At 60.8% G+C, this 22025-nt stretch carries 9 protein-coding genes and 2 pseudogenes; all 11 read right to left on the bottom strand.

Features of this window, described 5'->3' with window-relative positions:
- Positions 1-66: 66 nt before the first annotated feature.
- The 11 genes and pseudogenes from ACQG0T_RS17705 to hisD all read right to left on the bottom strand — a co-directional run bounded on the left by ACQG0T_RS17705 (position 67) and on the right by hisD (position 22012).
- Positions 67-1266, bottom strand: a complete 1200-nt coding sequence (locus ACQG0T_RS17705; RefSeq protein ID WP_017382757.1) for an HlyD family efflux transporter periplasmic adaptor subunit — start codon at positions 1264-1266, stop codon at positions 67-69.
- On the bottom strand, positions 1247-3439 hold the full coding sequence (locus tag ACQG0T_RS17700) for a type I secretion system permease/ATPase (protein ID WP_017692801.1): 2193 nt from the start codon (positions 3437-3439) through the stop codon (positions 1247-1249). Before ACQG0T_RS17700 ends, ACQG0T_RS17705 begins: the two co-directional genes overlap by 20 nt.
- Entirely contained in the window at positions 3436-4839 is a 1404-nt protein-coding gene (locus tag ACQG0T_RS17695) for a TolC family outer membrane protein (protein WP_023295304.1), read from the bottom strand. Before ACQG0T_RS17695 ends, ACQG0T_RS17700 begins: the two co-directional genes overlap by 4 nt.
- 82 nt (positions 4840-4921) lie before the next feature.
- A pseudogene (locus ACQG0T_RS17690) lies at positions 4922-5158 on the bottom strand (type I secretion C-terminal target domain-containing protein); the annotation flags it as partial.
- Positions 5159-5305: 147 nt separating this feature from the next.
- Positions 5306-10291 (bottom strand): annotated as a pseudogene (locus ACQG0T_RS17685) (BapA/Bap/LapF family large adhesin); the annotation flags it as partial.
- Positions 10292-10306: 15 nt separating this feature from the next.
- Positions 10307-16345: an Ig-like domain-containing protein gene (locus ACQG0T_RS17680; RefSeq protein WP_426723858.1), complete on the bottom strand. Its 6039-nt coding sequence runs from the start codon at positions 16343-16345 to the stop codon at positions 10307-10309.
- A gap of 864 nt (positions 16346-17209) precedes the next feature.
- Positions 17210-18385, bottom strand: coding sequence for a hypothetical protein (locus tag ACQG0T_RS17675; protein ID WP_023295302.1), 1176 nt, complete (start codon positions 18383-18385; stop codon positions 17210-17212).
- Between the two features lie 11 nt (positions 18386-18396).
- Entirely contained in the window at positions 18397-19188 is a 792-nt protein-coding gene (locus ACQG0T_RS17670) for an HpcH/HpaI aldolase family protein (RefSeq protein ID WP_023295301.1), read from the bottom strand.
- Positions 19170-19913, bottom strand: coding sequence for an alpha/beta fold hydrolase (locus ACQG0T_RS17665; RefSeq protein ID WP_180242647.1), 744 nt, complete (start codon positions 19911-19913; stop codon positions 19170-19172). Before ACQG0T_RS17665 ends, ACQG0T_RS17670 begins: the two co-directional genes overlap by 19 nt.
- An 8-nt stretch (positions 19914-19921) precedes the next feature.
- Positions 19922-20686: an SDR family NAD(P)-dependent oxidoreductase gene (locus ACQG0T_RS17660; protein ID WP_023304287.1), complete on the bottom strand. Its 765-nt coding sequence runs from the start codon at positions 20684-20686 to the stop codon at positions 19922-19924.
- Positions 20687-20689: 3 nt separating this feature from the next.
- Positions 20690-22012 (bottom strand): histidinol dehydrogenase, encoded by a 1323-nt coding sequence (hisD, locus tag ACQG0T_RS17655; protein WP_017692807.1) that lies wholly within the window; start codon positions 22010-22012, stop codon positions 20690-20692.
- Positions 22013-22025: the final 13 nt, after the last annotated feature.

Here is a 22025-nt window from a genome sequence, read left to right as displayed (position 1 = left end):
CGCTGCGCTTGCGCGGGCCTGCGAGAATGTAGGCCGGGTAAGGCGCAGCCGCCACCCGGCGTTTGACTACCGCTCCCTCAGCGCCTCCTTCGCCCGGTTAAACGGTTTGATCATATAATCCAGCACCGTTTTCTCCCCGGTCTTAATATCCACCGTCGCTATCATCCCCGGCACGATCGAGAAATGCCTGCCCGCCTTATTCACCAGATAATCCTGGCTGGTACGGATAAACACCCGGTAATAGAACACCTCCGGCTTCGCTTCGTCCTGAATAGTGTCCGGCGAAATGGTCTCCACCACCCCGTGTAGCCCACCGTAAATCGCGTAATCGTAGGCGGTGATTTTCACCAGCGCCTCCTGATTAGGGTGGATAAAGGCGATATCCCGCGGCGAGAGGCGGGTTTCAATCAGCAGGTGATCGTCCACCGGCACAATTTCCATCAGCTCACCGTTGGGCGGGATCACACCGCCAATCGTTGTCACTTTGATGTTTTTCACGATCCCGCGCACCGGAGACTTCACCGTCAGACGGGTAACGGAATCCTCGCGGCCTTTCAGGATCGCTGACACCATATCCACCTCGGCGTTGGCCTTCGACAGCGCTTCACGGGCCTGCACGTAATACTGGGAACGTACGTCGGTGAGCTTCAGCTCCAGGTCGCTTTTCTGCCGTTGCAGGCGCAGCACTTCCACGTGGCTGGCGGCCCCGGTTTTCACCAGCCGCTGGGTGATCGCCAGCTCTTTGTTCGCGAGATCTAACGCGGCGCGCAACTCCCGCTGGGTATCCTCAAGCTGGGCGCGGCGCGAGTTGTAGAGCCGCGTTTCAGCGGCGGTCAGGTCGGTCCATTTCGCCAGGGACGGCGGGAATTTAAGCGGCAGATCGTTCACCTCGGCATACAGACGCGCGCTGGAGGCCAGCGATGCCCGGTAACGCGCCGCGCTTTCGCCGACGTTGGATTCCGAGCGGGTAGGATCCAGCCGCGCCAGCACCTGTCCGGCCTGCACCTGATCCCCTTCGTGCACGTTCAGCTCGGTGAGGATGCCCCCATCCAGCGACTGCAAAACCTGCTCGCGTGAGCTGGGGATCACTTTCCCGGTCCCGGTTGAGACTTCGTCCAGCACCCCGAACCACGCCCAGACGCCAAGCACCACAAACATCAGCAGGGAGAAGAAAACAATGCGCCGGGCACCGGTATAACCGCTTTCTGAGTCGAGCGCGTTATCCAGATCTTCTACTGCGGCAACGTCACGCTGACTGATTTTCATTTTTCCACTCCCGTCCGGTTGCCTGCTGCTGTTGCTGCATACGGCTGTTGTTCAGCGCCTGGGCTTTTGGCGCGTCCATCACCAGCATGCCATCTTTGAGTACCACCACGCGCTCCACCAGCTCCAGCACCGGCACGCGGTGGGTCGCGACAATCAGCGTGCGGTTGCCAAGCCACGCTCCGAGGCGCTGAATAAATTCCCGCTCGGTATGCTCATCAAGGGAAGCGGTCGGTTCATCCATCAGCACGATATTCGGATCGCGCAGTAGCATCCGTGCCAGCAGGATGGACTGCCGCTGCCCGCCGGACAGCCCGACACCGTTCTCCATAATCGGGTAATCCAGCCCCTTCGGCAGCTTCTGCACAAAGCTGGCCGCGCCGCACATCTCCAGCACCTCGAAGATCTCTTTATCGGTGGCGCGCGGCATGCCGAGCGTGATGTTCTCGCGCAGGGTGCCGTAAAACAGCCGGGCGTTCTGGGTCATAAAGCCGACGTTTCGCCGCACGTCAGCCACGTCCAGATGCGGCAGGCTGAGGTTGTCGAGCCGCAGTTCACCGCCCGCCAGATCCATCCCGCCCGCCATCGCCTGCAACAGGGTTGATTTGCCCGCGCCGTTGCGCCCGAGGATCGCCACTTTCTCGCCCGCTTTGATCTCCAGACGGTTAATGCGCAGCGCCATGCGCGGATCTTCCGGGTGATAGCGGAACTGCGCCTGCTCGAACAGGTAATGTCCGCGCAGCACGTCCTGACGGATCGGCGTCTCTTCGCGCTGATTCTCGGTCGGCAGCTGCATAATGCTGTCCAGCCCCTCTTTGGCCGCCTTTACCTGCTGCCAGCGGGCCAGCACGCCGCACAGCGTCGCCATCGGGGCGATCATCCGTGAGGCGAGCATTGAGGCGGCCACCACTGAACCGGTGGTTAAGGTGCCGTCGATCACCATCGGCGCGCCCACCACGATCACCCCGGCATACACCAGGCTCTGAATGGTCATCCCCCAGCTGATCAGGTTCTGCGTCAGCTCGCGAGTGCGCAGACCGGATTCGGCGGTGATCTGGATATAGCTGTTCCACTGCTGCAAAAAGCGGTTCTCCGCCTGCATCAGCTTGATGTCCTCCAGCCCCTGCACGCTCTCCACCAGCACCGCGTTGCGCAGGGTCGATTCATGCGCCGACTGCTTCGCCAGCTCCGCCAGCTTCTTTTGCAGCAGCAGGCCAGGCAGGACCATGATCACCGCCGCCACCGGGGCGATCCACGCCAGCTGCGGGGCGATGATCGCCAGCACAATCACAAACAGGATAAAAAACGGCAGATCGACGATGGTGGAGATGGTGGAGGAGGTGACCATCTCGCGGATCTGCTCCAGCTCGCGCAACTGGGAGATAAAGCTGCCGGTGGATCGCGGAATGGCGCTGTGGCGCAGCCGCAGCGCGTGGCCGAACACCCGATCCGAGACGCGCAGATCCGAGCGTTTACCCAGCAGATCCATAATGTGTCCGCGCGCCACGCGCAGCACAAAGCCAAACAGCGTGGCGATCAGCACCCCGATGGTCAGCACATAGAGCGTCGGATAGGACTGGGCGGGGATCACCCGGTCATACACCTGCATGGAAAAGACGATGCCCGAGAGGGAGAGCACGTTAATGAACAGTGCCGCCAGCATTACCCAGCTGTAAGGGCGAAGGTCGCGCATCACCAGCCGGTAGAGCCAGTCCGGGCGGTATTTTGAGATATAGGCATCCACGCGGCTGTCCTTCAGCGCCGCCAGCGGACGCAGGGCGATGACGTGGCGGATGGCAGGCAGCATCGCGCTCATCGACAGGCGGTTGGTGTGCGTGCTGTCGTCGAAAAAGCTGACCTCAAGCGTATCCTCGCCGTCGAAATTGTCGATCACGCCGATTTTACCGTCGTTCAGCTCCACCACCACCGGCAGACGCCAGCTGTTGATAGCGTGCTGATCGGCCGTCAGCAGCTGGAATGTCAGCCCGGCTTCACGGGCGAGCTGCGTCAGCGCGGGCACCATCGGTTTGCCTTTCAGCCACGGCGCGCCGGCGATCAGCGAGCCTGGCGAACAGGCAACGCGATAGCGCGTCGCCACATAGCCAAACGCCTGCGCCCACTGCTCCAGCGCCTCATCCGTCATATTTTCACCCTGCGGAATATCGCGTTGCTTCATGGCTGGATCTCCACGGTCTGGATGGTGCGGTTTTCAAGATCGAACGCGTGACGCAGGCGCCCGGTGTTGTACAGACAGTTGAGCTGAAGCTGATGCAGCTGTCCGGCGGTTTGCTGTTGGGTAAAGCGCGCCTGATACACCTCCTGCTCGGCGTTGAGCACGTCGAGCAGCGGGCGGGAACCAAGATCGAGATACTGCTGCTGATACAGCTCGCGGGTGCGGGCGCTGAGCGCTTCCTGACGGCCCTGGATCTGAAGCGTGCTCATCAGGCTCATCACCTGGCTGCGCGCTTCCAGCAGTTTTTGCCGCACCTCAAGACGGGTGCGCTGGATGGTGGACTGGGCGGATTCCACCGCGTGTCCGGCAGCGTTACGCCGGGCGGTGAGGCCGCCGCCCTGATAGAGCGGCATCTGCACTTTTACCCACGCGGAGTACTGGGTGCGGTCCCGCGTTTCGTTGCCGGCGTAGCGGTCGTTCAGGTAGTGACGAACTTCCGGCTCCAGCGAAACGGTAGGGGTCATTTGCGCGTTGGCATAGTCGAGATTAGCCTGCGCGACGTTGGCCTGCGCCCAGGCCGCTAATACCGAGGGCACCAGACGATCGTCCGGCTCGGCGATGTCGCAGCTGCGGGCCAGGCTCTGCGGAAAGTCATTGCTGACCGCGTTCAGGCTGTCCCAGCCCAGCAGGCTCATCAGCGTGGCGCGCGAGCTGTCGAGGCTGGCCTGATACTGCATCAGCTGCGCACGCGCCCCTTCGATGCGGGCGTCGGTCTGCACCACGTCAGAGAGTGACGTTGCGCCTTCATCATTACGTTGTTTCGTCAGGGTGCCGATGGAGGACAGGGCATCCAGCTGTTCTTTGGCGGTCTCGACCATCTGCTGCCAGGTCTGCACCTGCACCATGGCGATGGCGGTATCGTGGGCGATGGTGTCGATGCTCACCAGCACGTTGGCCTGCTGCTGGGCGACGCCCGCGTTTTCCGCGCGTACCTGGCTTGCGACTTTGCCGAAGTCGTAAAGCATTTGCGAAAGAGAAAGCACCAGCGAAGGGGTAAAGCCATTATCGTCACCGTCGTGGCTATAACCGTTATCCATGCCGGCGTTAATTTGCGGATAATATTTCGATTTGGCGACGTCCACATTTTCGCTCTGCTGATAAAGTTTGCCGACGGCTTCACTGATGGCCGGATGCCAGGTCACGGCGCGGTTAACCGCTTCATTCAGCTGTAGCGTGCCGGGGGCGGCTTTGCTGGCTACGGGCGCCACGCGACCATTTAAAGAGGGGAGTTCCTGCGTTTCGCTTAATTGTCCGGTATTAATCATCGCCGCAGGGTTTGCCGCGATAGCGGGCACAGATATCAGGCAGCACGAGAGCCACCAGTAAGGCATCTTCTTTCCCATGTCTTGTCCCTAATAAAAAAGTACTGCTTTTTTGTTTATGCCCGGGCGCTGTGCGCGCCCGGGTCATTTCTTGCAGGTGCTATCAGGTAATGATGTGTTGCTGGTTTACAAGCTCGTCGTAGGTGGTCTGAACGTTGTCCAGCGTAACGAGCGCAGATTTAGTGTAGGCGGCTCCCGTGCCGTCACGGTCGATGGAGATCACAGTATTGTTACCGCTTTGTGAAACAGACACATAGTTCCCCAGCGTCGACGCACTACCGTTCCAGCCCACCAGCAGATCGCCAATGTCGATCTTGTCTCCCTGCGTGAGGGAGAAGTTCGTCCAGTGGTCGCCCGTGCTGTTACCTGCGGTAGCGTTACCCGCCGTATTGTTCAACACCTGATAAATCAGCGTGTCGCCGTAGGCCGTGCCGCTAATCACATCGTTATGCTCCGAACTGACAAACTTCGGCGCCATGTCAATGGTCAGCGACGCGGTATCCGTGGTGCCGCTGGCGTCGGTCAGGGTGTAGTTAAAGACCTCCTTGCTGGTAATGGTAGAGAGCGAGATCCCCGGGTTGAGGGTATAGGTGTAACTGCCGTCAGCGGCAATCGCCAGCGTCCCGTAGTGGCCCGTGATGTTGGACATCGTGCTGCCGGTGTACGGATCGAGCGTGGTGGTCACGCCGTCGAAGCCGGTGATGCTCACGCGGGTATCAACCGAGTGCAGCTGGTCCATTGCCCCTGCGGAGCCGGTGCCGTCGAAGATATTGCCGTCAACGGTGTGGGTGCCCGTCGCGTCGAATTGCGACAGGGAGTAGGTCGTGCCGTTTACGCTTGGGGTAATGGTGATGTTCCCCACGCTCAGCCCCGGTACGCTGCCGGTAAAGTTCAGCGTATAGGTCCCGGCGTTGAGATCCAGCCCGGTCAGCGGAACGTCGATGCTGCCGCCCAGCAGTGAGCCTCCGCTGAAGGAGCCGCTGCGAATCACATTCGTCCCGTCAGTGATTGACCAGTTCACCGTCAGCCCGCCCAGTGCCAGCAGCGAGGCCACGTTAAAGTGCAGCGAGGCGTTATGCAGCGCGGTGTTTGCATCCACCACGAAGGTCCCGCTTCCGCTGCCCTGCGTTGACCCCAACAGGGCGGTAGTCCAGCTGGCGGTGCCGACGGTGGTATCCGTATAGGTTGACGTATGGTGCACCGACGTCACGTCCATCGCGGTGCTGACATCGTTTACCGCATCCATTGGGCGCGCGGTTGGGGTGATGTTCAGCGATGCCGTGTCTTTCGAGCCGTCAGGCGCGGTGATGGTGTAGACGAAGGTATCCGGCGTGCTGATATGGTCCGCGCCGACCCCGCTGTCCAGGGTGTAGGTGTACTCCCCGGCCGCGTTGATCCGCAGCGTACCGTACTCGCCGGTGATCTCCGTCAGACCGCTGCTGTTCACCGCCACGCCGTTAACGTCGGAGACCACGGTACCCGCTGGCGCAATATCATCCGCCAGCACATCCCCGGTGGTGCTCTCGCTCACGCTTGCCACGCTGTAGACATGATCCTGCAAGACGTTCAGCGTGTAGGCCGTCAGCGCGGTGATCCCCGCCGCCGTATTGAGCAGGAACAGGTACTCACCGGCGGGCAGATTCAGCGTCAGCTGCGAGGAGGTGCCGCCCAGCAGCGGCGCGCGCAGCCAGCCGGGTTCAACGCGCATCTGCTCGAAGGTCTGCGTCGCATTGTTGAACTTATAGATGTAGAGGTCGAACACCGAGGCCAGCGCCACGCCGCCCACGGACGCCTGAACGGTCATGGTGCGGGTGGTGCCTTCTTCCACGTTATAGATGATCGGGTTGGCCAGATCGTCCAGCAGGTTCAGCCCCAGCGTATTGCCAAGGTTGATCCCCACCAGGGTAAAGCCGCCCTGCGACGAGGTGCCGTTGTTAATCGCCTCCACGGTGGTATCGAAGGTCAGCGAGGCGGTATCGTCCACGGCCACGATACCGCTGCTGCTGGTGCCTTCGCCCAGCGACAGCACCAGATTTGCCGAGGCGCTGGTGCCGTTGTGGGTGATGGTGTAGGTAAAGTTCTCCGTGCGCCCAATGACGGCGGCGCTGGTGTTGGTCAGGTTATAGGTATAGCTGCCGTCCAGGTTGATGGTCAGCGTGCCGTACTGCCCCTGAATCACCGTGCCGTCAGCCGTGACGCTGGTGGTGGTGCCCTGGGCGTTGGTGACCGCGGTGACGGTGGTGCCCGCCGGGGCGTTGTCGCTGCCTGCGGTTGGATCCACGTCGGTGATGACGTTCCCGACAACGCTGGTCTCGCCGGACACGGTGCCTGCGCTGGTCTCTTTCACCGCCACATCGAGGCTGGTGTAAGAGCCGGTTGCCAGCAGGTTAGTGTTGTAGCTCAGGACGCGATACTGACCATCCGCCAGGCCGGTCAGGTTCAGCGACACCCCCGTCGCACCGAGGGTCAGCAGGTCAGCGAACTGCGGCTGTCCGGTGTCGACCACGGTGGTCCAGGTGTTGTTGGCGGCGTCAAAGCGCTGTACCATCAGCTCAAGGGTATTGAGCAGGGAGAGTACGGCCCCCGTGGCGTTGGCGTTCACGGCAATATCCGCACTGCCGCCGCTGCCGACGGTGAAACCTACCTGCGCGGTGTCGTTGCCGAGCAGCGTCAGCACGTTACCTACGGCGCCCACCAGCAGGAAACCATAGTCGCTGTACTGCGAGTTGGTCACCGTTGCGGTGGTTGTCAGCGCCAGCTCTTCAACGTTGGTGCTGGCTGAGAGCGGCACCACCGGCGCAAGGGCTGAGCCGGGCAGCGAGACGTTGCCTGCCGCGTCGGTGGCGGTGATTTGCAGCGTCTGGCCTTCCGTCTGTTTATTGAGGAAGGTGTAGCTCCAGGAGCCGTTGCTGTCTGCCGTGGCGGTGACCGTTGAGTTATCCGCCAGACGGATGGTGACGGTACTGCCCGCTTCGGCGCTACCGGTCAGTACACTGCCGTCTGCGTTGAAGGTCCCGGTCGGGGCCGTTGGCGCAGTGAGATCGACAATGACGGTGGTCGAGGTGGAAATCGGGCTGGTGCCCGAGCCGTTGCTCGCCGTGGCGGTGAAGGCATGCGGCCCTTCGCTCAGCACCGGCGTGGTGAAGCTCCAGTTGCCGCTGGCATTTGCGGTGACCGTGCCCATCAGCACCCCGTTGTTATAGAGGGTGATAGTCGCGTTTGGCTGCGCCGTGCCGCTCAGGGTTGGCGTGGTGTCATCGGTGGTTTTCCCGTTGGTCAGGTTGCCCGTCACCGTGCCAACGTTATCGTCGATGTTAGCGATAACCGGCGCGTTCGGGATCGTGGTGATCGGGGCAATCACGGAGGTGGTGATACCTGCGTTACCGGCCTTATCGGTAGCAAAGACAATCAGTGACTCCCCGCCGGTCTGTGGAGGGGTGAGGGTGGCGCTGAAGTTTCCGCTGCCGTCCGCGACGGCCGTTCCAAGCACGGTTCCGGTGCTGCTGGTAATGGTGACGGTACTTCCTGCTTCCGCCGTACCGGTAACCTGCGTCCCGTTGGTGATCACCGCCAGCCCGGTTGGGGCTGGTGGCGGCGTCAGGTCAACGTTGATCGTGATAATCGGCGATGGCGCGCTGGTATTGCCCGCGGCATCGGTGGCGGTGGCGGTGAAGTTATGCGCGCCTTCGGTCAGCGTGGTGCTGGTTTGCGGCAGCGTCCAGTTGCCGTTGGCATCGGCAGTGACGGTTCCCACCAGCGTCGTGCCGTCGTAAATACGTACGGTGGCATTGGCTTCCGCCGTACCGTTTAAGGTCGGACGGGTGTCGTTGGTTGGGTTGGTGCCGGTGACAGGGCCGGTGACGGTTCCCACATCATCCACAATCGAGGTGATTGCCGGTGCGACAGGGGCGGTGGCATCCACATTGATGGTGTAACCCCCGGTTTGCGCGCTGGCGTTGCCCACGGCGTCGGTGGCGGAGAAGGTCAGATTATGCGGCCCGTCAGCCAGCGGGGTGGACGGCGTAAAGCTCCACGCGCCGCCGGTGGCGACCGCGGTGCCAATCTGTACCCCATTGTCATAGATGGTTACCGTCGCGCCGGCTTCTGCCGTATCGGTGAGCGTTGGACGTGCATCGTTGGTTAACCCGCCGTTGGCGACAGGCGTCGCAGCATTACCGACGTCGTCGGTGATGCTGGTCAGCACCGGTAGCGCTGGCGGCGTGGTGTCAATGGTCAGGCTGAAGTCGGCGGACGGCGCGCCGGTGTTCCCCGCCTGATCCGTTGCTTCTGCGGTAAAGGTGTGTGACCCGGTGCCCAGCGGCACGGTGATATCCACGGTCCAGTTGCCGTTAGCATCGGCAGTACCGGTGCCCACCAGCGTCGTGCCCTCGTAGATATTCACGGTGGCCAGCGGTTCGCTGGTTCCCACCAGACGCGGGAGAGGATCGTTCGTGGTCTGGCCGGAGCCAATCGCCCCGGTGATGGTGCCAACATCGTCAATCGCCTGGGTGATAACCGGCGCGGCAGGCGCAGTCGTATCCACAACCAGCGTAAAGCCTGGTGAGGCAGGACTGACGTTGCCCGCGGCATCGGTTGCCGTGGCGGTCCAGGTGTGGCTGCCGTTTGCCAGCGTGCCGGTGGTGAAGCTCCATACGCCGTTGGCATCAGCCACGGCGGTGCCCACCTGCTGACCATTCTCATAGATGGTGATGGTCGCGTTGGCTGCCGCGGTGCCGTTCAGCGTTGGCGTGGTGTCGTCTGTGCTTTGTCCCGAGGCGACCGGGCCCAGCACGGGACCGGCATTGTCGGTGGCAGGGGTAAAGACCGGTGCGTCGGGCACCGACGTATCCACCGTCAGGTTGAACGGTGGCGAGGTGACCCCGGTATTGCCTGCGGCATCGGTGGCGTTGAAGGTAATGGTATGCGGCCCTTCACCCAGCGCGGTGGTCGGCGTGAAGGTCCAGTTACCCTGGGCGTTGACGACCGCCGTGCCGATTTCCACATCATCGACAATAACGTGCACCGTTGCGCCCACTTCCCCCGTACCGTTGAAGGTTGGACGGGTGTCGTTGGTGGAACCGTTGCTGGCGATGATTCCCGTTCCCGGGCTGACATCGTCTATCACCGTGGTAACCACCGGGGCCGCAGGGCCAGTGGTATCCACCGTAAAGGCGAATACTGGCGAGTTGGCGGAGACGTTTCCGACATCATCGCTGGCGTTGACGCGCAGGTTATACGTCCCGTCCGTCAGAACCGGGTCCGGCGTAAAGGTCCAGTTACCGTTGCCGTCGACCGTAGTGGTACCAATCTCCACGCCGTTATTCAGAACGTGAATGGTGGTACCCGCCTGGCCGGTGCCGCTCAGGGTTGGCGTGGTGTCATTGGTGACCTGCCCGGCGGTAAGCGGGCCGGTTACGCCACCCGGAGCGTTGTCGCTGACCGTATCGATCGTCGGCACCTGTGGCGCCGTCAGATCGATATTGATGCTCTAGACGCCGGACGGCTGGCTGACGTTGCCCTGCGGATCCGTCGCTCTGACCGTAAAGTCATGCGTTCCTTCTCCGAGGGCGGTTTCAGGGGTAAATGTCCAGGCGCCGGTACCGTCTGCCGCCACCGTACCAATCTGCGTGGCGCCATCAAAAATGGCGACGACGCTGTTCGGCTCGGCGGTACCGGTCAGGGTTGGCGTGGTGTCGTTGGTTGGATCGCCGCTTGGGACAGGCGTTGCCGCATTGCCTGCGTTATCCGTCACGCTGGTAATCACCGGCGTGGTGGAGACGGTGTCGACCACAATGGTGATCCCGGCCGACGGGGTGCTCTCATTGCCTGCCGGGTCGGTGGCGGTCACGGTCAGGGTGTGGCTGCCGTCGTCCAGCGCAGGCGGCGTGTAGCTCCAGGTGCCGGTCGGACCGACAACAACGGTGCCCAGCGGGTCGCCGTTATTGTACACGGTAATGGTGTCCCCGGCCGTGCCTGTCCCGGTCAGGGTAGGACGGTTGTCGTTGGTACTCTGCCCGTCGGCGATTGGGCCGGTTATCGGACCTACGTCATCAGTCACCGCACCGATGGCTGGCGCTGTCGGGGCGGTAAGGTCGACGGTGACGGTCGCGATCGGCGACTGCCCGCTGGTCTCGCCGGTGGTGGTATTCGTGGCGGTCACGGCAAAGGTGTGTGGCCCTTCCGTCAGCGGCAACAGCGGCGTGTAGCTCCAGTTGCCGTTATCATCCGCAACAACGTTCGTCAGCGGAACCAGCGCCCCATCCTGATAAATGGCGATCACGCTGCCCGGATCGGCGGTGCCGGTAAGGGTAGGCGTGACGTCATTGGTGGTTTTATCTTTCACATCACCCGTGACGGGATCGGCGTCATCGTTGATCGCCGTAATCACCGGTACCGCAGGCAGCTCGAGCGGAGAGTCCGGCACGTCAAAGGTGGTTGACGGGCTGAGATTGCCTGCGGGGTCCGTGGCGGTGAGCGTCAGCGTCGCGGCATCCAACTGGGCCGGGGATAGGGCGATGGTGAAGGAGCCTCCCGTCGCGACCCCGGTCCCGATGATATTGCCGTTGGCGTCACGAACCGTCACCGTGGTTCCGTCATCTGCCGTCCCGGTCAGCGGGGTGCCCTCCGCGGCAATGGCGATATTCGTTGGCGTTGCAGGTGGCAGGGTATCCACCGTCACGCTGAGATCGCCGGAGCTGGCGGAGGTATTTCCCGCCGCGTCACTCGCGGCCACGGAGAAGGTATGCGGCCCCTCGGTCAGCGCAGGGTCGGCGGTCCAGGACCATGTCCCGTTCGGCTGAACCTCCACGACCACCGGCGAGGCGACACCATCAACGGAGACGGTGACGCTCGAACCCGGCTCGCCAATCCCGGTGAGGGTTGGCGTACCGTCGCGGGTGTAAAGCACGCTGTTGGTCAGCTGGCTGTCAGAGACGGCGTCAATTTGCGGCACGGTTGGCGCCTGCGTATCAACCTCCACCGTAAAGACCGGGCTTACCGGGCTAACGTTACCGGCATCGTCCACCGCGGCGACGGTGATATTCAGCGGGCCGTCGGTCTGCGTCGGCAGGGTATAGGACCATCCGCCATTGACGACTTCAACGCGATCCACTTCCACGCCGTTGTTGTAGATGATCACCGTCTCGCCGGTGGTGCCGGTTCCGCTCAGGGTCGGTGTGGTGTCGTTAGTGGACCCGCCGTTCTGCGCGCCGGCGATGTCGCTGATAACAGGGGTGTCCGGGGCGAGGGTATCGACCGTTATCGTGATACCGGCTGATGGCACAGATTCGTTCCCGGCTTCATCGGTGGCGGTCGCCGTGTATTCGTGCGTCCCTTCGCCAATGTTGTTCTCAGGACGCCAGCTCCAGTTACCGTTACCGTCCACCGTAACGCTGCCCACGGCCTGCGGCTCGCCTGTACCCACCTGGTCATAGATGGTAATGACGTCATTCGGCGTACCGGTGCCGCTCAGGACCGGACGCGGATCGTTGGTGGATTCGCCATCCAGCACGGGACCGGTGATCTGGCTTACGCTGTCTGTCACCGTTGGGGTTCCCGGCTGGGCAGGCGCGTCGGTATCAATGGTAATGGTCACCGGCGTGGACGGCGCGCTTTCGTTCCCGGCGCTGTCCTGGTTGGTCACCGTCAGGGAGAGATCGTAGGTGCCGTCAGGCAGCGGAGTGGTGGGTGTCCAGCTCCAGTTACCGTCGCCATCGATCTCGGCTTCACCAATTTTGGTGTCGCCATCGTAAATGTTGACGGTATCGCCCGGCGTGCCCGAGCCGCTCAGGGTTGGCGTGGTATCCCGAGTGGTCTCCCCAGGATTCAGGGCCGTCCCCGGCGTGCCGCCGTCCGGGTTGACGGTGATCTCAGGAATATCCGGCGTTGCAGGCGCGGTGGTGTCGATCGCCAGTTCAAACGGCGGCGAAATGGTGGTGTTACCCGCCTCATCCGTTGCGTGGACCGTCAGCGAGTGCGGGCCGTCCGTCAGCGGCGTGGTTGGCGTGAAGCTCCAGCCGCCGCTGCCGTCGAGCACGGCCGTGCCGAGCAGGGTGGTTCCGTCATAGATCGTGATGGTGGTGCCGTCCGGTGCGGTTCCCTGCAACTGCGGCAGCGTGTCGTCGGTGGTGTCCCCGCTGTTAAGCGGAAGCTGCACGGGCCCCACGTTATCGGAAACGATGTCAATGGTGGCCGCCGGTGGCGGAGTCGTATCGACGGTAAAGGTAAAGCCGGCTGATGGTGCGCTGGCGTTGCCCGCCGCATCGCTCGCGACGACGGTGAACGTATGCTGCCCGTTCACTAATGGGGTAGTAGGCGTGAAGGTCCATGCGCCACCGCTGTTGACAACGGCAGTACCAATATCCTGTCCGTCCAGACGGATCGTCACGGTGGAGCCCGGCTCACCGGTACCGTTCAGCGTCGGGAGCGTATCGTTGGTGGTTTCATTGGTGTCGAGCGCACCCGTGCGGCCCGGTACGTCATCAATGACCTGCGTAATGGCCGGCGCGCCCGGGGCGGCGGTATCCACCGTGATGCTCCAGGTATTCGATGTCCCGCTGAGGTTATTGTTGGCGTCAACCGCCGTCGCCGTCAGTACGTGCCCGCCGTCCGGTAGCGCGGTTTCCAGCGTGATGGACCACTGACCGTTCGCCGACACGACTGCGGTGCCAATTTCGGTAGTACCGCTGTAGAGGGTGATGGTGGTGCCAGGCTCGCCCGTTCCGTTGATGGTAGGCGTGCTGTCGTTGGTGAGACCGTTCTGGCTGACAGGACCGGTGACGCCGGGGGCATCATCCACCACGCCCGTGATGACCGGGGTTTGTGCCGCGGTGATGTCCGGCGCGTCAAACGGCGCGGTCGGACCGGTGTTTCCGGCGGTATCAGTGGCATCGGCGGTCAGGGCTTCGCCGTTGGCTTTCGGCGGGATCAGATCTACGCTGAAATTCCCCTGATCGTCGGCGACCGCTTCCCCGACCTTCACGCCATTTTCACGAATGGTGACGGTACTGCCCGGCTCGGCTGTACCGGTTACGGTGGTGCCGTCGGCAGAGATCACCACGTTTTCCGGCGCCAGCGGTGGGGTGCTGTCTGGCGCGTCGGCAAAGCCAGACGGGCTGGTGTTACCGCTGCCGTCGGTGGCCGTCACTTCAAGGGCTTCGCCGTTGGTCTGGGCTGGCGAAATCGGGATGGTAAATGTGCCGTCCGGACCGGCGGTGGCCTGGCCGATGATCGTACCGTCCGGCGCTTTAATGATGATTGTGCTGTTTGGCTCGGCGGTTCCGCTGACGCTGGCCCCGTCTTCCGCCACCACCAGGTTGCCCGGTGCGGCAGGCGGGGTGATATCCGCTGCGTTAACCAGCGCCGGTGAGCTCTGGTTGCCTGCGGCATCGGAGGCGACCACGGAGATAATCTCACCGTTGGTCTGCGCAGGGTTCAGGTTGGCGACATAGTTGCCGTTGCTGTCGGCAGTGGCGGTCCCGATTTGCAGCCCGGCATTGTTGGTGATGACGATTTTACTGCCCGGCTCGGCGGTACCGGTGATCTGGGTGCCTGCGGAGTTGAGCGTCGCAACCGGCATGTCTGGCGGCGTAAGATCGACGGTAAAGTTGATCGGCTGAGACAGACCGCTCTGGTTGCCTGCCGCATCGGTTTCCCGCAGGGTAATCGAGTGTGTGCCTTCTGCCAGTGGACTCGTCGGCGTGATGCTCCAGGTACCGTTCGGCAGAACGGTGGTGGTGCCGATAACAACGCCGTTATCGTAAACCGTGATCGTGCTGCCCGGTTCGCCTCTGCCCGTCAGGCGCGGCTCTGAGGCATCGGTAAATTGCCCGGCACCGATCGCCCCTTTCAGTACGCCCGTGTCGTCGTTAATGATAAATCCGGAAGGCGTTTGCGGCGCGGTGACATCTACCGTGACGGTAAAGACCGGCGAGGCCGGGCCAGTGTTACCGGCGACGTCGGTGGCGCGCACGGTAAGCTGGTGGCTGCCTTCGCTCAGATTCACCGACGGCGTAAAGCTCCAGCTTCCGTTACTGCCCACAACCGCTGTGCCAATGGCAATGCCGTTATCATAGATGGTGACCGTCGAGCCCGCTTCCGCCGTGCCGGTGAGCTGTGGCCGCGGGTCGTTGGTGCTGCTTCCACTCCCGAGCGTGCCGGTGCCAGGCGCAACATCATCGGTGATGCTGACGATCGCTGGCGCGCCAGGCGCGACGGTATCGACCACGAAGGTTACCGCCGTGGACGCCGGGCTGGTATTGCCTGCGGCATCGGTCGCGGTGGTGGTAATGGCGTGGTTGCCTTCAGACAGGTTGGTCGACGGGGTAAAGCTCCATTTCCCGGTGGCATCGGCTGTGGCGGTGCCAATCGGTTTCCCGTTGTCATAGAAGGTAATGACGGTGCCGGCTTCACTGATGCCGCTGAACGTCGGACGCGCATCGTCCGTGCGTTGTCCGTTGCTCAGCGGGCCTGTTTCGGCGCCCACGTTATCATTGACGGTGACAATCTCGGGTGCATCCGGCGCGGTTAAATCCGGTGCCGTGACCTGAACGCCCGGGCTGGTATTGCCGGACGGATCGGTGGCGGTGGCGGTGATCTGTTCTCCGTTGGTAAGCGGCGTACCGAGATCAATCGTAAATTTCCCGTCGCTGCCCGCTTTGCCCGTTCCGATGGTGTTGCCATCGGCATCTTTCAGGGTAACGGTGCTGCCCGGCTCAGCGGTACCGGTGACGGTTTTGCCGTCAGGGGAGACCTCCAGATTGGCCGGGGCGTCCGGTGCGGTGAGATCCGGTGCCGTGACCTGACCGCCCTGGCTGGTATTGCCGGACGGATCGGTGGCGGTGGCGGTGATCTGTTCCCCGTTGGTGAGCGGCGTGCCCAGATCAATCGTAAATTTCCCGTCGCTGCCCGCTTTGCCCGTTCCGATGGTGTTGCCATCGGCATCTTTCAGGGTAATCGTGCTGCCTGGCTCAGCGGTACCGGTGACGGTTTTGCCGTCAGGTGAGACCTGTAGATTGGTGGGGGCATCCGGAGGCGTGGTATCTGGCTCGGAAGGATTTCCCGGATTGCCGGGATTCGGGCTGTTGTTATCGTCATCCCCGCCACCTCCACCGCCGGTTCCTGCCGCAATGGCAATCCCACCGGCGACGGCCAGGCCACCCAGCACCCAGGGCCACGCTGCGGCGCCGCCGGTATCACTCCCTGACGCCGCCAGTAGGGCGTCCGTGGAGGCGATGGATTCATAGGTGGCGGCACCGGTTGGATCTTCAATCCACCACAGCGCACCGTCGCTCTCCTCAAGCACCAGCTGGCTCACGCCCTGCGCGTCGGTGACGTAGAAATTCTTGAGGGTAATCACTTCGCCCGAGTGGAGGGTAATCACCAGATCGTTTCCGCTGCGGGAGTAACCTGAGATGTCGGCGCGATCCACGTTAAGTTTAACGATTGAGGAGTGATCGAGTGTTATCTGTGTCCCTTCCGTGGTCGTTTCCACGCCAGTTAGTTTCGATATAACAGATATTTGGCTCATACAGTTATTACTCCAGCAGAGTTATTGTTTACGGCGTGTCAGACGTGGCCATATTTTCTGAAGGGATGAGGGCGCTCCCGGCGAAAATACTGTGAATAAAACAGTATTTACCGTTGCTTTCTTTAGAGCGACCGAGATCCGCCAGCAATCAATGTGGCAACATCAGGGCGAAGCTAATTATTTACATGAGAAACTGTTATTTATTTATATTTTCGTGTTTTATAAGCCTTATTATTTGTGCAGGTATTATTTATTTTGCTGTAAAAATGATATAGCTATAAATATCTGAATGTGCAAATTAAGTGTCTGTAAACCCTGCACTGTGATTGCAGAGAAAATTAATTGATAGCGCGAATATATTTTGTTGGCTATGCGGACCGCGCCACAGAGGCGTTGGCGTACAGGCGGTCGGGATTAGGTAGTGGAAGAGATGATAGGGGGATAATACTGAATACACAGGCTTTATTTATAATTCCAGCGAATATTAATGACTGCTTAATTATGATTTAAGTTAGGGTGAATCATCTGCTGTATGATATATTTCAAAGAATCGCATTAATAAAATATATTTTCGGTTTGGGTTTGGATTCTGCTACGCATAAAAATAAACTGTCGACTTCACATATTTCATAAATAAAAAGGCCGCAAATGTGGCCTTTCTGAGGGGGGAGGTTTAGCCGAAAGAGATAATCCCCATTTCAATCAGTGCGGCGAGCGTCAGAAGAATAAAGAGGATAACGACTATGGGTCTGTACATTTGATTTTCCATCCATGTTTATCATGCAATCCGTTTTATGTGCATCATTATTGATGATGGTGCAGGCGATCCCTGCCCCCCTATTTTGCGCCACTTTGCCGTAAAAATCAGTTAGCTGCTGGCACTTTTTCTACTTTTTCTCCGGCCCGACGGGCCGTGGCTGGCAGGATGTCGGCATCCGCCACGTAGCCATCAGGATCGAGACAGCGATTGTGTTCTCTCGCCTGGTGCAGGATCGCTTCGTCCCAGTACAGGCGCTTACGCTGATCGCCCCGGGTCGTCAGAATAAACTCCACATTGCCATCAACCGCGCGGTAGCGGCGCCAGCTGTTTGCCGGAATGGAGATCACCGAACGTTCCGGGGCGATAATGCTGACTTCCTTACCCGCCTCGTTCCAGGTCACCTCCAGCTGGCCTTTAAAGACCATGATCACCTGAATATCCGGGCAGAGATGGCGACCGACAATGTGGTCGTCAGCAAGCCGCAGCCATTCGACGGAAAAACCGTGCGGGCTCAGGATAGCGGGAGCGGAATCCCGATCCTGTGAAATGCCGAAACCGATAACCGGCGCAATTTCGCCGCCGTGTCCCGGCAGCACCGAGTCCAGCAGTCCCTGCGCTGACCAGCAGCGATCATCGCCGGTTACCGCACGCTGGCGCATCTCCTCAACGCTGTAGTCACGCAGACCGGCAATATATTGCTCTGACAGCGGCGTCAGCAGCGTGGCGGGATCGGGCGTTGGTTCACCTGCCTCCTGCGCAATCAGCATATTATCCTTGCTGAGATACATACCGTACTCGCTGGCGGCCGCCAGCACTGACGGGTGCCAGATGATGCCGCCCGTGTTGTCCCCGCCGAGCACGGTAAATACCATGCCGCAGGTATCTTCTTTACTGACGTTGGTGAAACCGCGGAAGATCCAGGTCGGTATTGAGAGGATGGTGGGCGCGCTAAATTCCGCTTCATGCTCGCCGTTGGCGCCCCAGCGAAAACGCCATGTCCCTTCATGGATCAGGAACACTTCTGCGGTGAAATGCAGATGCAGGTTATTGGTTACCCCTTTCGGCATAGCCGCCGCGCCAATGTTAAAGCCGTGCGGCTCGGGGATATTAACAATCTGCTCGCTGGACTGAGTTACACCCGGGCCGATGAAGGAATAGTTTTGTTTGAGATGCGAACCGGGCAGCTTGCAATCAATAAAGGCAAGATTGCAGGAAACCATATCGTCGGGGGCGATTAACCGTGTTCGTGCCTGGCTCTGGGTAAGATGGATAGTTTTCATCATTTCTCCTTTTAATAACCGGATGCACCGGTGGTAGGGATGGCGTTGCCGCGGGCGAGAGCAATTGCTTCACGTGAGGCGCGACCCAGCTGCATAACGTCGTTTGCTGGGGTAACAAACTGGAAACCCTGCGCAATACGCGCTGCGGCGGCCGCGCCGGAAGTACAGAAAATACCGGCAATCTTCTGCTGCTGGCGGCAGCAGTGAATCACCCGCTCAATAGCAGCAAGCATTTCGGGATGTTGGGATTCGGCGCTGGCGCTGCCGGTCAGCGTCAGCGAGAGATCGTTGGGGCCAATAAACACACCGTCCAGCCCTTCGGTATCAAGGATGGCGTCAAGATCCGCCAGCCCTTCGCGGGTTTCGATCATTGCCAGCGTCAGGATCTCGTCGTTAGCGTGCTGTGGATAATCACTGCCGCCGTAGAGTAGACCTCTGGCCGGACCAAAGGAGCGAACACCCAGCGGTGGATAGCGACAGGCAGCGACAAAACGGCGAGCCTGTTCCGCGCTGGAGATCATCGGACAGATTACGCCATACGCGCCGGCGTCTAATACGCGCATGATTTGCGCCGGATCGTTATCTGCCACCCTCACCAGCGGCACGGCAGGCGTGCTCGATAGCGCCTGTAGCATCGACAACGCGCTGGCAAAATCAATCATGCCGTGCTGCAAATCGACGGTGACGGCGTCGTAACCCTGATGGCCCATAATTTCCGCGCTATACCCGGACGGGATCGCCAGCCAGCCGTTAACGATCGGGGTATTTTCCAGAAATGCGGTCTTTAAACTGTTTTTGCGCACTGTATGCACTCCGTTATCCACTGACGCAGCAGCGGCGCGATCTCATCCGGGGTTTCCAGCGGAATAAAATGCCCGCCAGCCTCCACCGTATGCCTGGTCACGTTCGCGTTGCCTGCTGCCAGTAGCTGATGATGATGAGGCGTGCTGATAACGTCCTGCGCGCCGTTTAGAAGTAATGTGGGGCAGGAGAGGGCGTTAAACGCAGCCCGGTTGTCCTGCCGGTGAATGGCCATTTCCGTTTGCTCCTCAAAGGTCTCAATGCCGCACTCTTGCGCCATTCGGCAAATAGTCTCTTGCAGGATCCGATCGGACAGACGTGACGGGGCGACATAGCTCTGCCATAGCGAGGAGACCAGCCAGTCGGCCAGGCCCCGCGCCTGTGCGGTGTGTACCGCTTCCCGGCGTGAAGCGAGGGTGTCTGGCGCAACGGGCAACGGATTAACGGAAATCAGCGTCAGCCCGTTCACTCTTTCTGGCGCGTCGGCGGCCATTTGCAGCGCGACAATCGCGCCGAGCGAAAAGCCCGCCAGCAGAAAGCGCGGTGGCAGAACCTTTAACAACCGCCGTGACGCCTGCGGCGCGGACTCTGCGCCCGTCAGCGTGATGCACAGCACCGCTGAGACGTTCAGCCGTTCAATGACGGGCTGCCAGAGCCGGGCGTTACAGAGCGTGCCACCAAGCAGCACCAGCGGCAGATCGGTATTGTCCAGAAGCGGATATTCCATTGCATCCCTCACGTAGCCGTCCAGCCGCCGTCAACCATCAGGGCGCTGCCGGTGATCAGCCCGGCGGCTTCAGAGGCGAGGAACACCACCGGCCCCATAATGTCCTCCAGCCTGCCTGGCCGGCGCAGTTTGATGTTGTCCAGCACATAGCGGCGAAATGCCGGGTCGGCGAGCGACGAACGCGTCAGGTCGGTTTCAATGAAGGTCGGGCACAGCGTATTGACACGGATCCCCGCATCGCCCAGCTCCAGCGCCATCGTTCGGGTTAACCCTTCAAGCGCGAATTTGGAGGCACAGTACACGCTACGCTCGGGGCCACCAACGTGTCCCATTTGCGATGAGATGTGAATAATTGATCCCCCCTTACCGTCCGCCCGCATTCTGCGCGCCACATGCTGGCTGATAAAAAAGGTGGCGCGCAGGTTAAGCGCCATCACCGCATCGAAATTTTCCTCGTTCACCTCAAGAAACGGCTGGTGGCGGGCCAGCCCGGCACTGTTCACCAGAATGTCGGGCGTGGGCAACGTCGCCAGCACACGCGCCACCTCCTGAGTGTCGGTAATATCCAGTTCCAGCGGGTGAAATGCGAGACTGTGTTCCGCTGCCAGACCTGTGGCATGCGCCAGCGCCTCGCGGCCCCGGGCGGCGATCCATACCTCTGCTCCCGCCTGTGCGAGGGCGACGGCGGCGGCGAAGCCAATCCCTCTTGACCCGCCGGTCACCAGCGCGCGTTTGCCGTGCAGGGTGAAAGAGGGCGTTTGCAAAAGCGTCATGGCTTACACCTTTTCCCTGACCGGGGCCGGTGTGGCGTAGGGAACTTCCGTCTGGCCATAACGGCGCACGCGAATATTGGCCTGCTCGGCATGTCCGGCGAACCCTTCCAGCAGCGACAGACGGGAACAATAGCTGCCGATTTCGGCAGTGGCTTCGTCGCTGAGGACTTTCTGGAAGGTGCAGGTTTTCATGAACTTGCCCACCCACAGGCCGCCGGTATAACGTGCGGCTTTCTGCGTGGGCAGGGTGTGGTTGGTGCCGATCACCTTATCGCCGTAGGCCACGTTAGTACGCGGTCCAAGGAACAGCGCGCCGTAATTGGTCAGGTTAGCCAGGAACCAGTCGTCCCGGTCGGTCATCACCTGAACATGTTCGGAAGCGATACGATCTGCCTCCAGCAGCATCTCTTCGTGGCTGTCGCAGACGATGATTTCCCCGTAGTCCTGCCACGACTGGCGGGCAATGTCGGCGGTAGGGAGCTTTTCCAGCAGCCGTTCCACTTCGCTGAGCGTCTCTTTGGCAAGTTGAAGCGAGTTCGTCAGCAGGATGGCAGGGGTGGTGACGCCGTGTTCGGCCTGGCCCAGCAGGTCCGTGGCGCACATTTCCGCGTCAACAGTGTCATCGGCAATCACCAGCGTTTCCGTCGGACCGGCAAACAGATCGATACCTACCCGGCCGAACAGCTGGCGTTTGGCCTCCGCAACGAAGGCGTTACCGGGCCCGACCAGCATGTCGACCGGTGCCAGCGAGTCCGTGCCCAGCGCCATGGCGCCTATCGCCTGAATGCCGCCAAGGGCATAGATTTCCGTTGCGCCAGCCATTTTTTGCGCCGCGACAATCGCCGGGGCGGGCTGACCGTTAAACGGCGGGGCACAGCTGATGATTCTTGAACACCCCGCCACGCTGGCAGTGATGATCGACATGTGCGCGGAGGCGAGCAGGGGATATTTTCCGCCAGGCACGTAACATCCTACGGCGTTAATCGGAATATTTTTATGCCCGAGGATCACCCCGGGACGTGTTTCAATTTCCAGGTCCCGCAGACATTCTTTCTGCGCGCGGGCAAAATTCGCCACCTGCTGTTGGGCAAATTCAATATCCTGAATATCCTGGCGGCTTAACTGTTTTATGCAGCGGTCAATCTCCGCGGACGTCAGACGATAATCCTGACGGTCATAACGATCGAATTTAATGGATAATTCGCGAATGGCTTTATTTCCGCGTTTTTCAATATCCGCAAGTATTTGTTCAACCGTTTCTCTTATTTGCTGGTTGGCTTGCTGGCGCTCTTCGGTAGATTTACCGGTTTTTAATTTCCAGGACACTCGCTTCTCCTTA

It is taken from the genome of Enterobacter cloacae complex sp. 302F9, assembly GCF_050030335.1.
GTDB classification, from domain to species: Bacteria; Pseudomonadota; Gammaproteobacteria; order Enterobacterales; family Enterobacteriaceae; genus Enterobacter; species Enterobacter hormaechei_C.
Note: the sequence above shows the minus strand (reverse complement) of the source record. Positions and strands in the feature narration are given on the sequence as shown.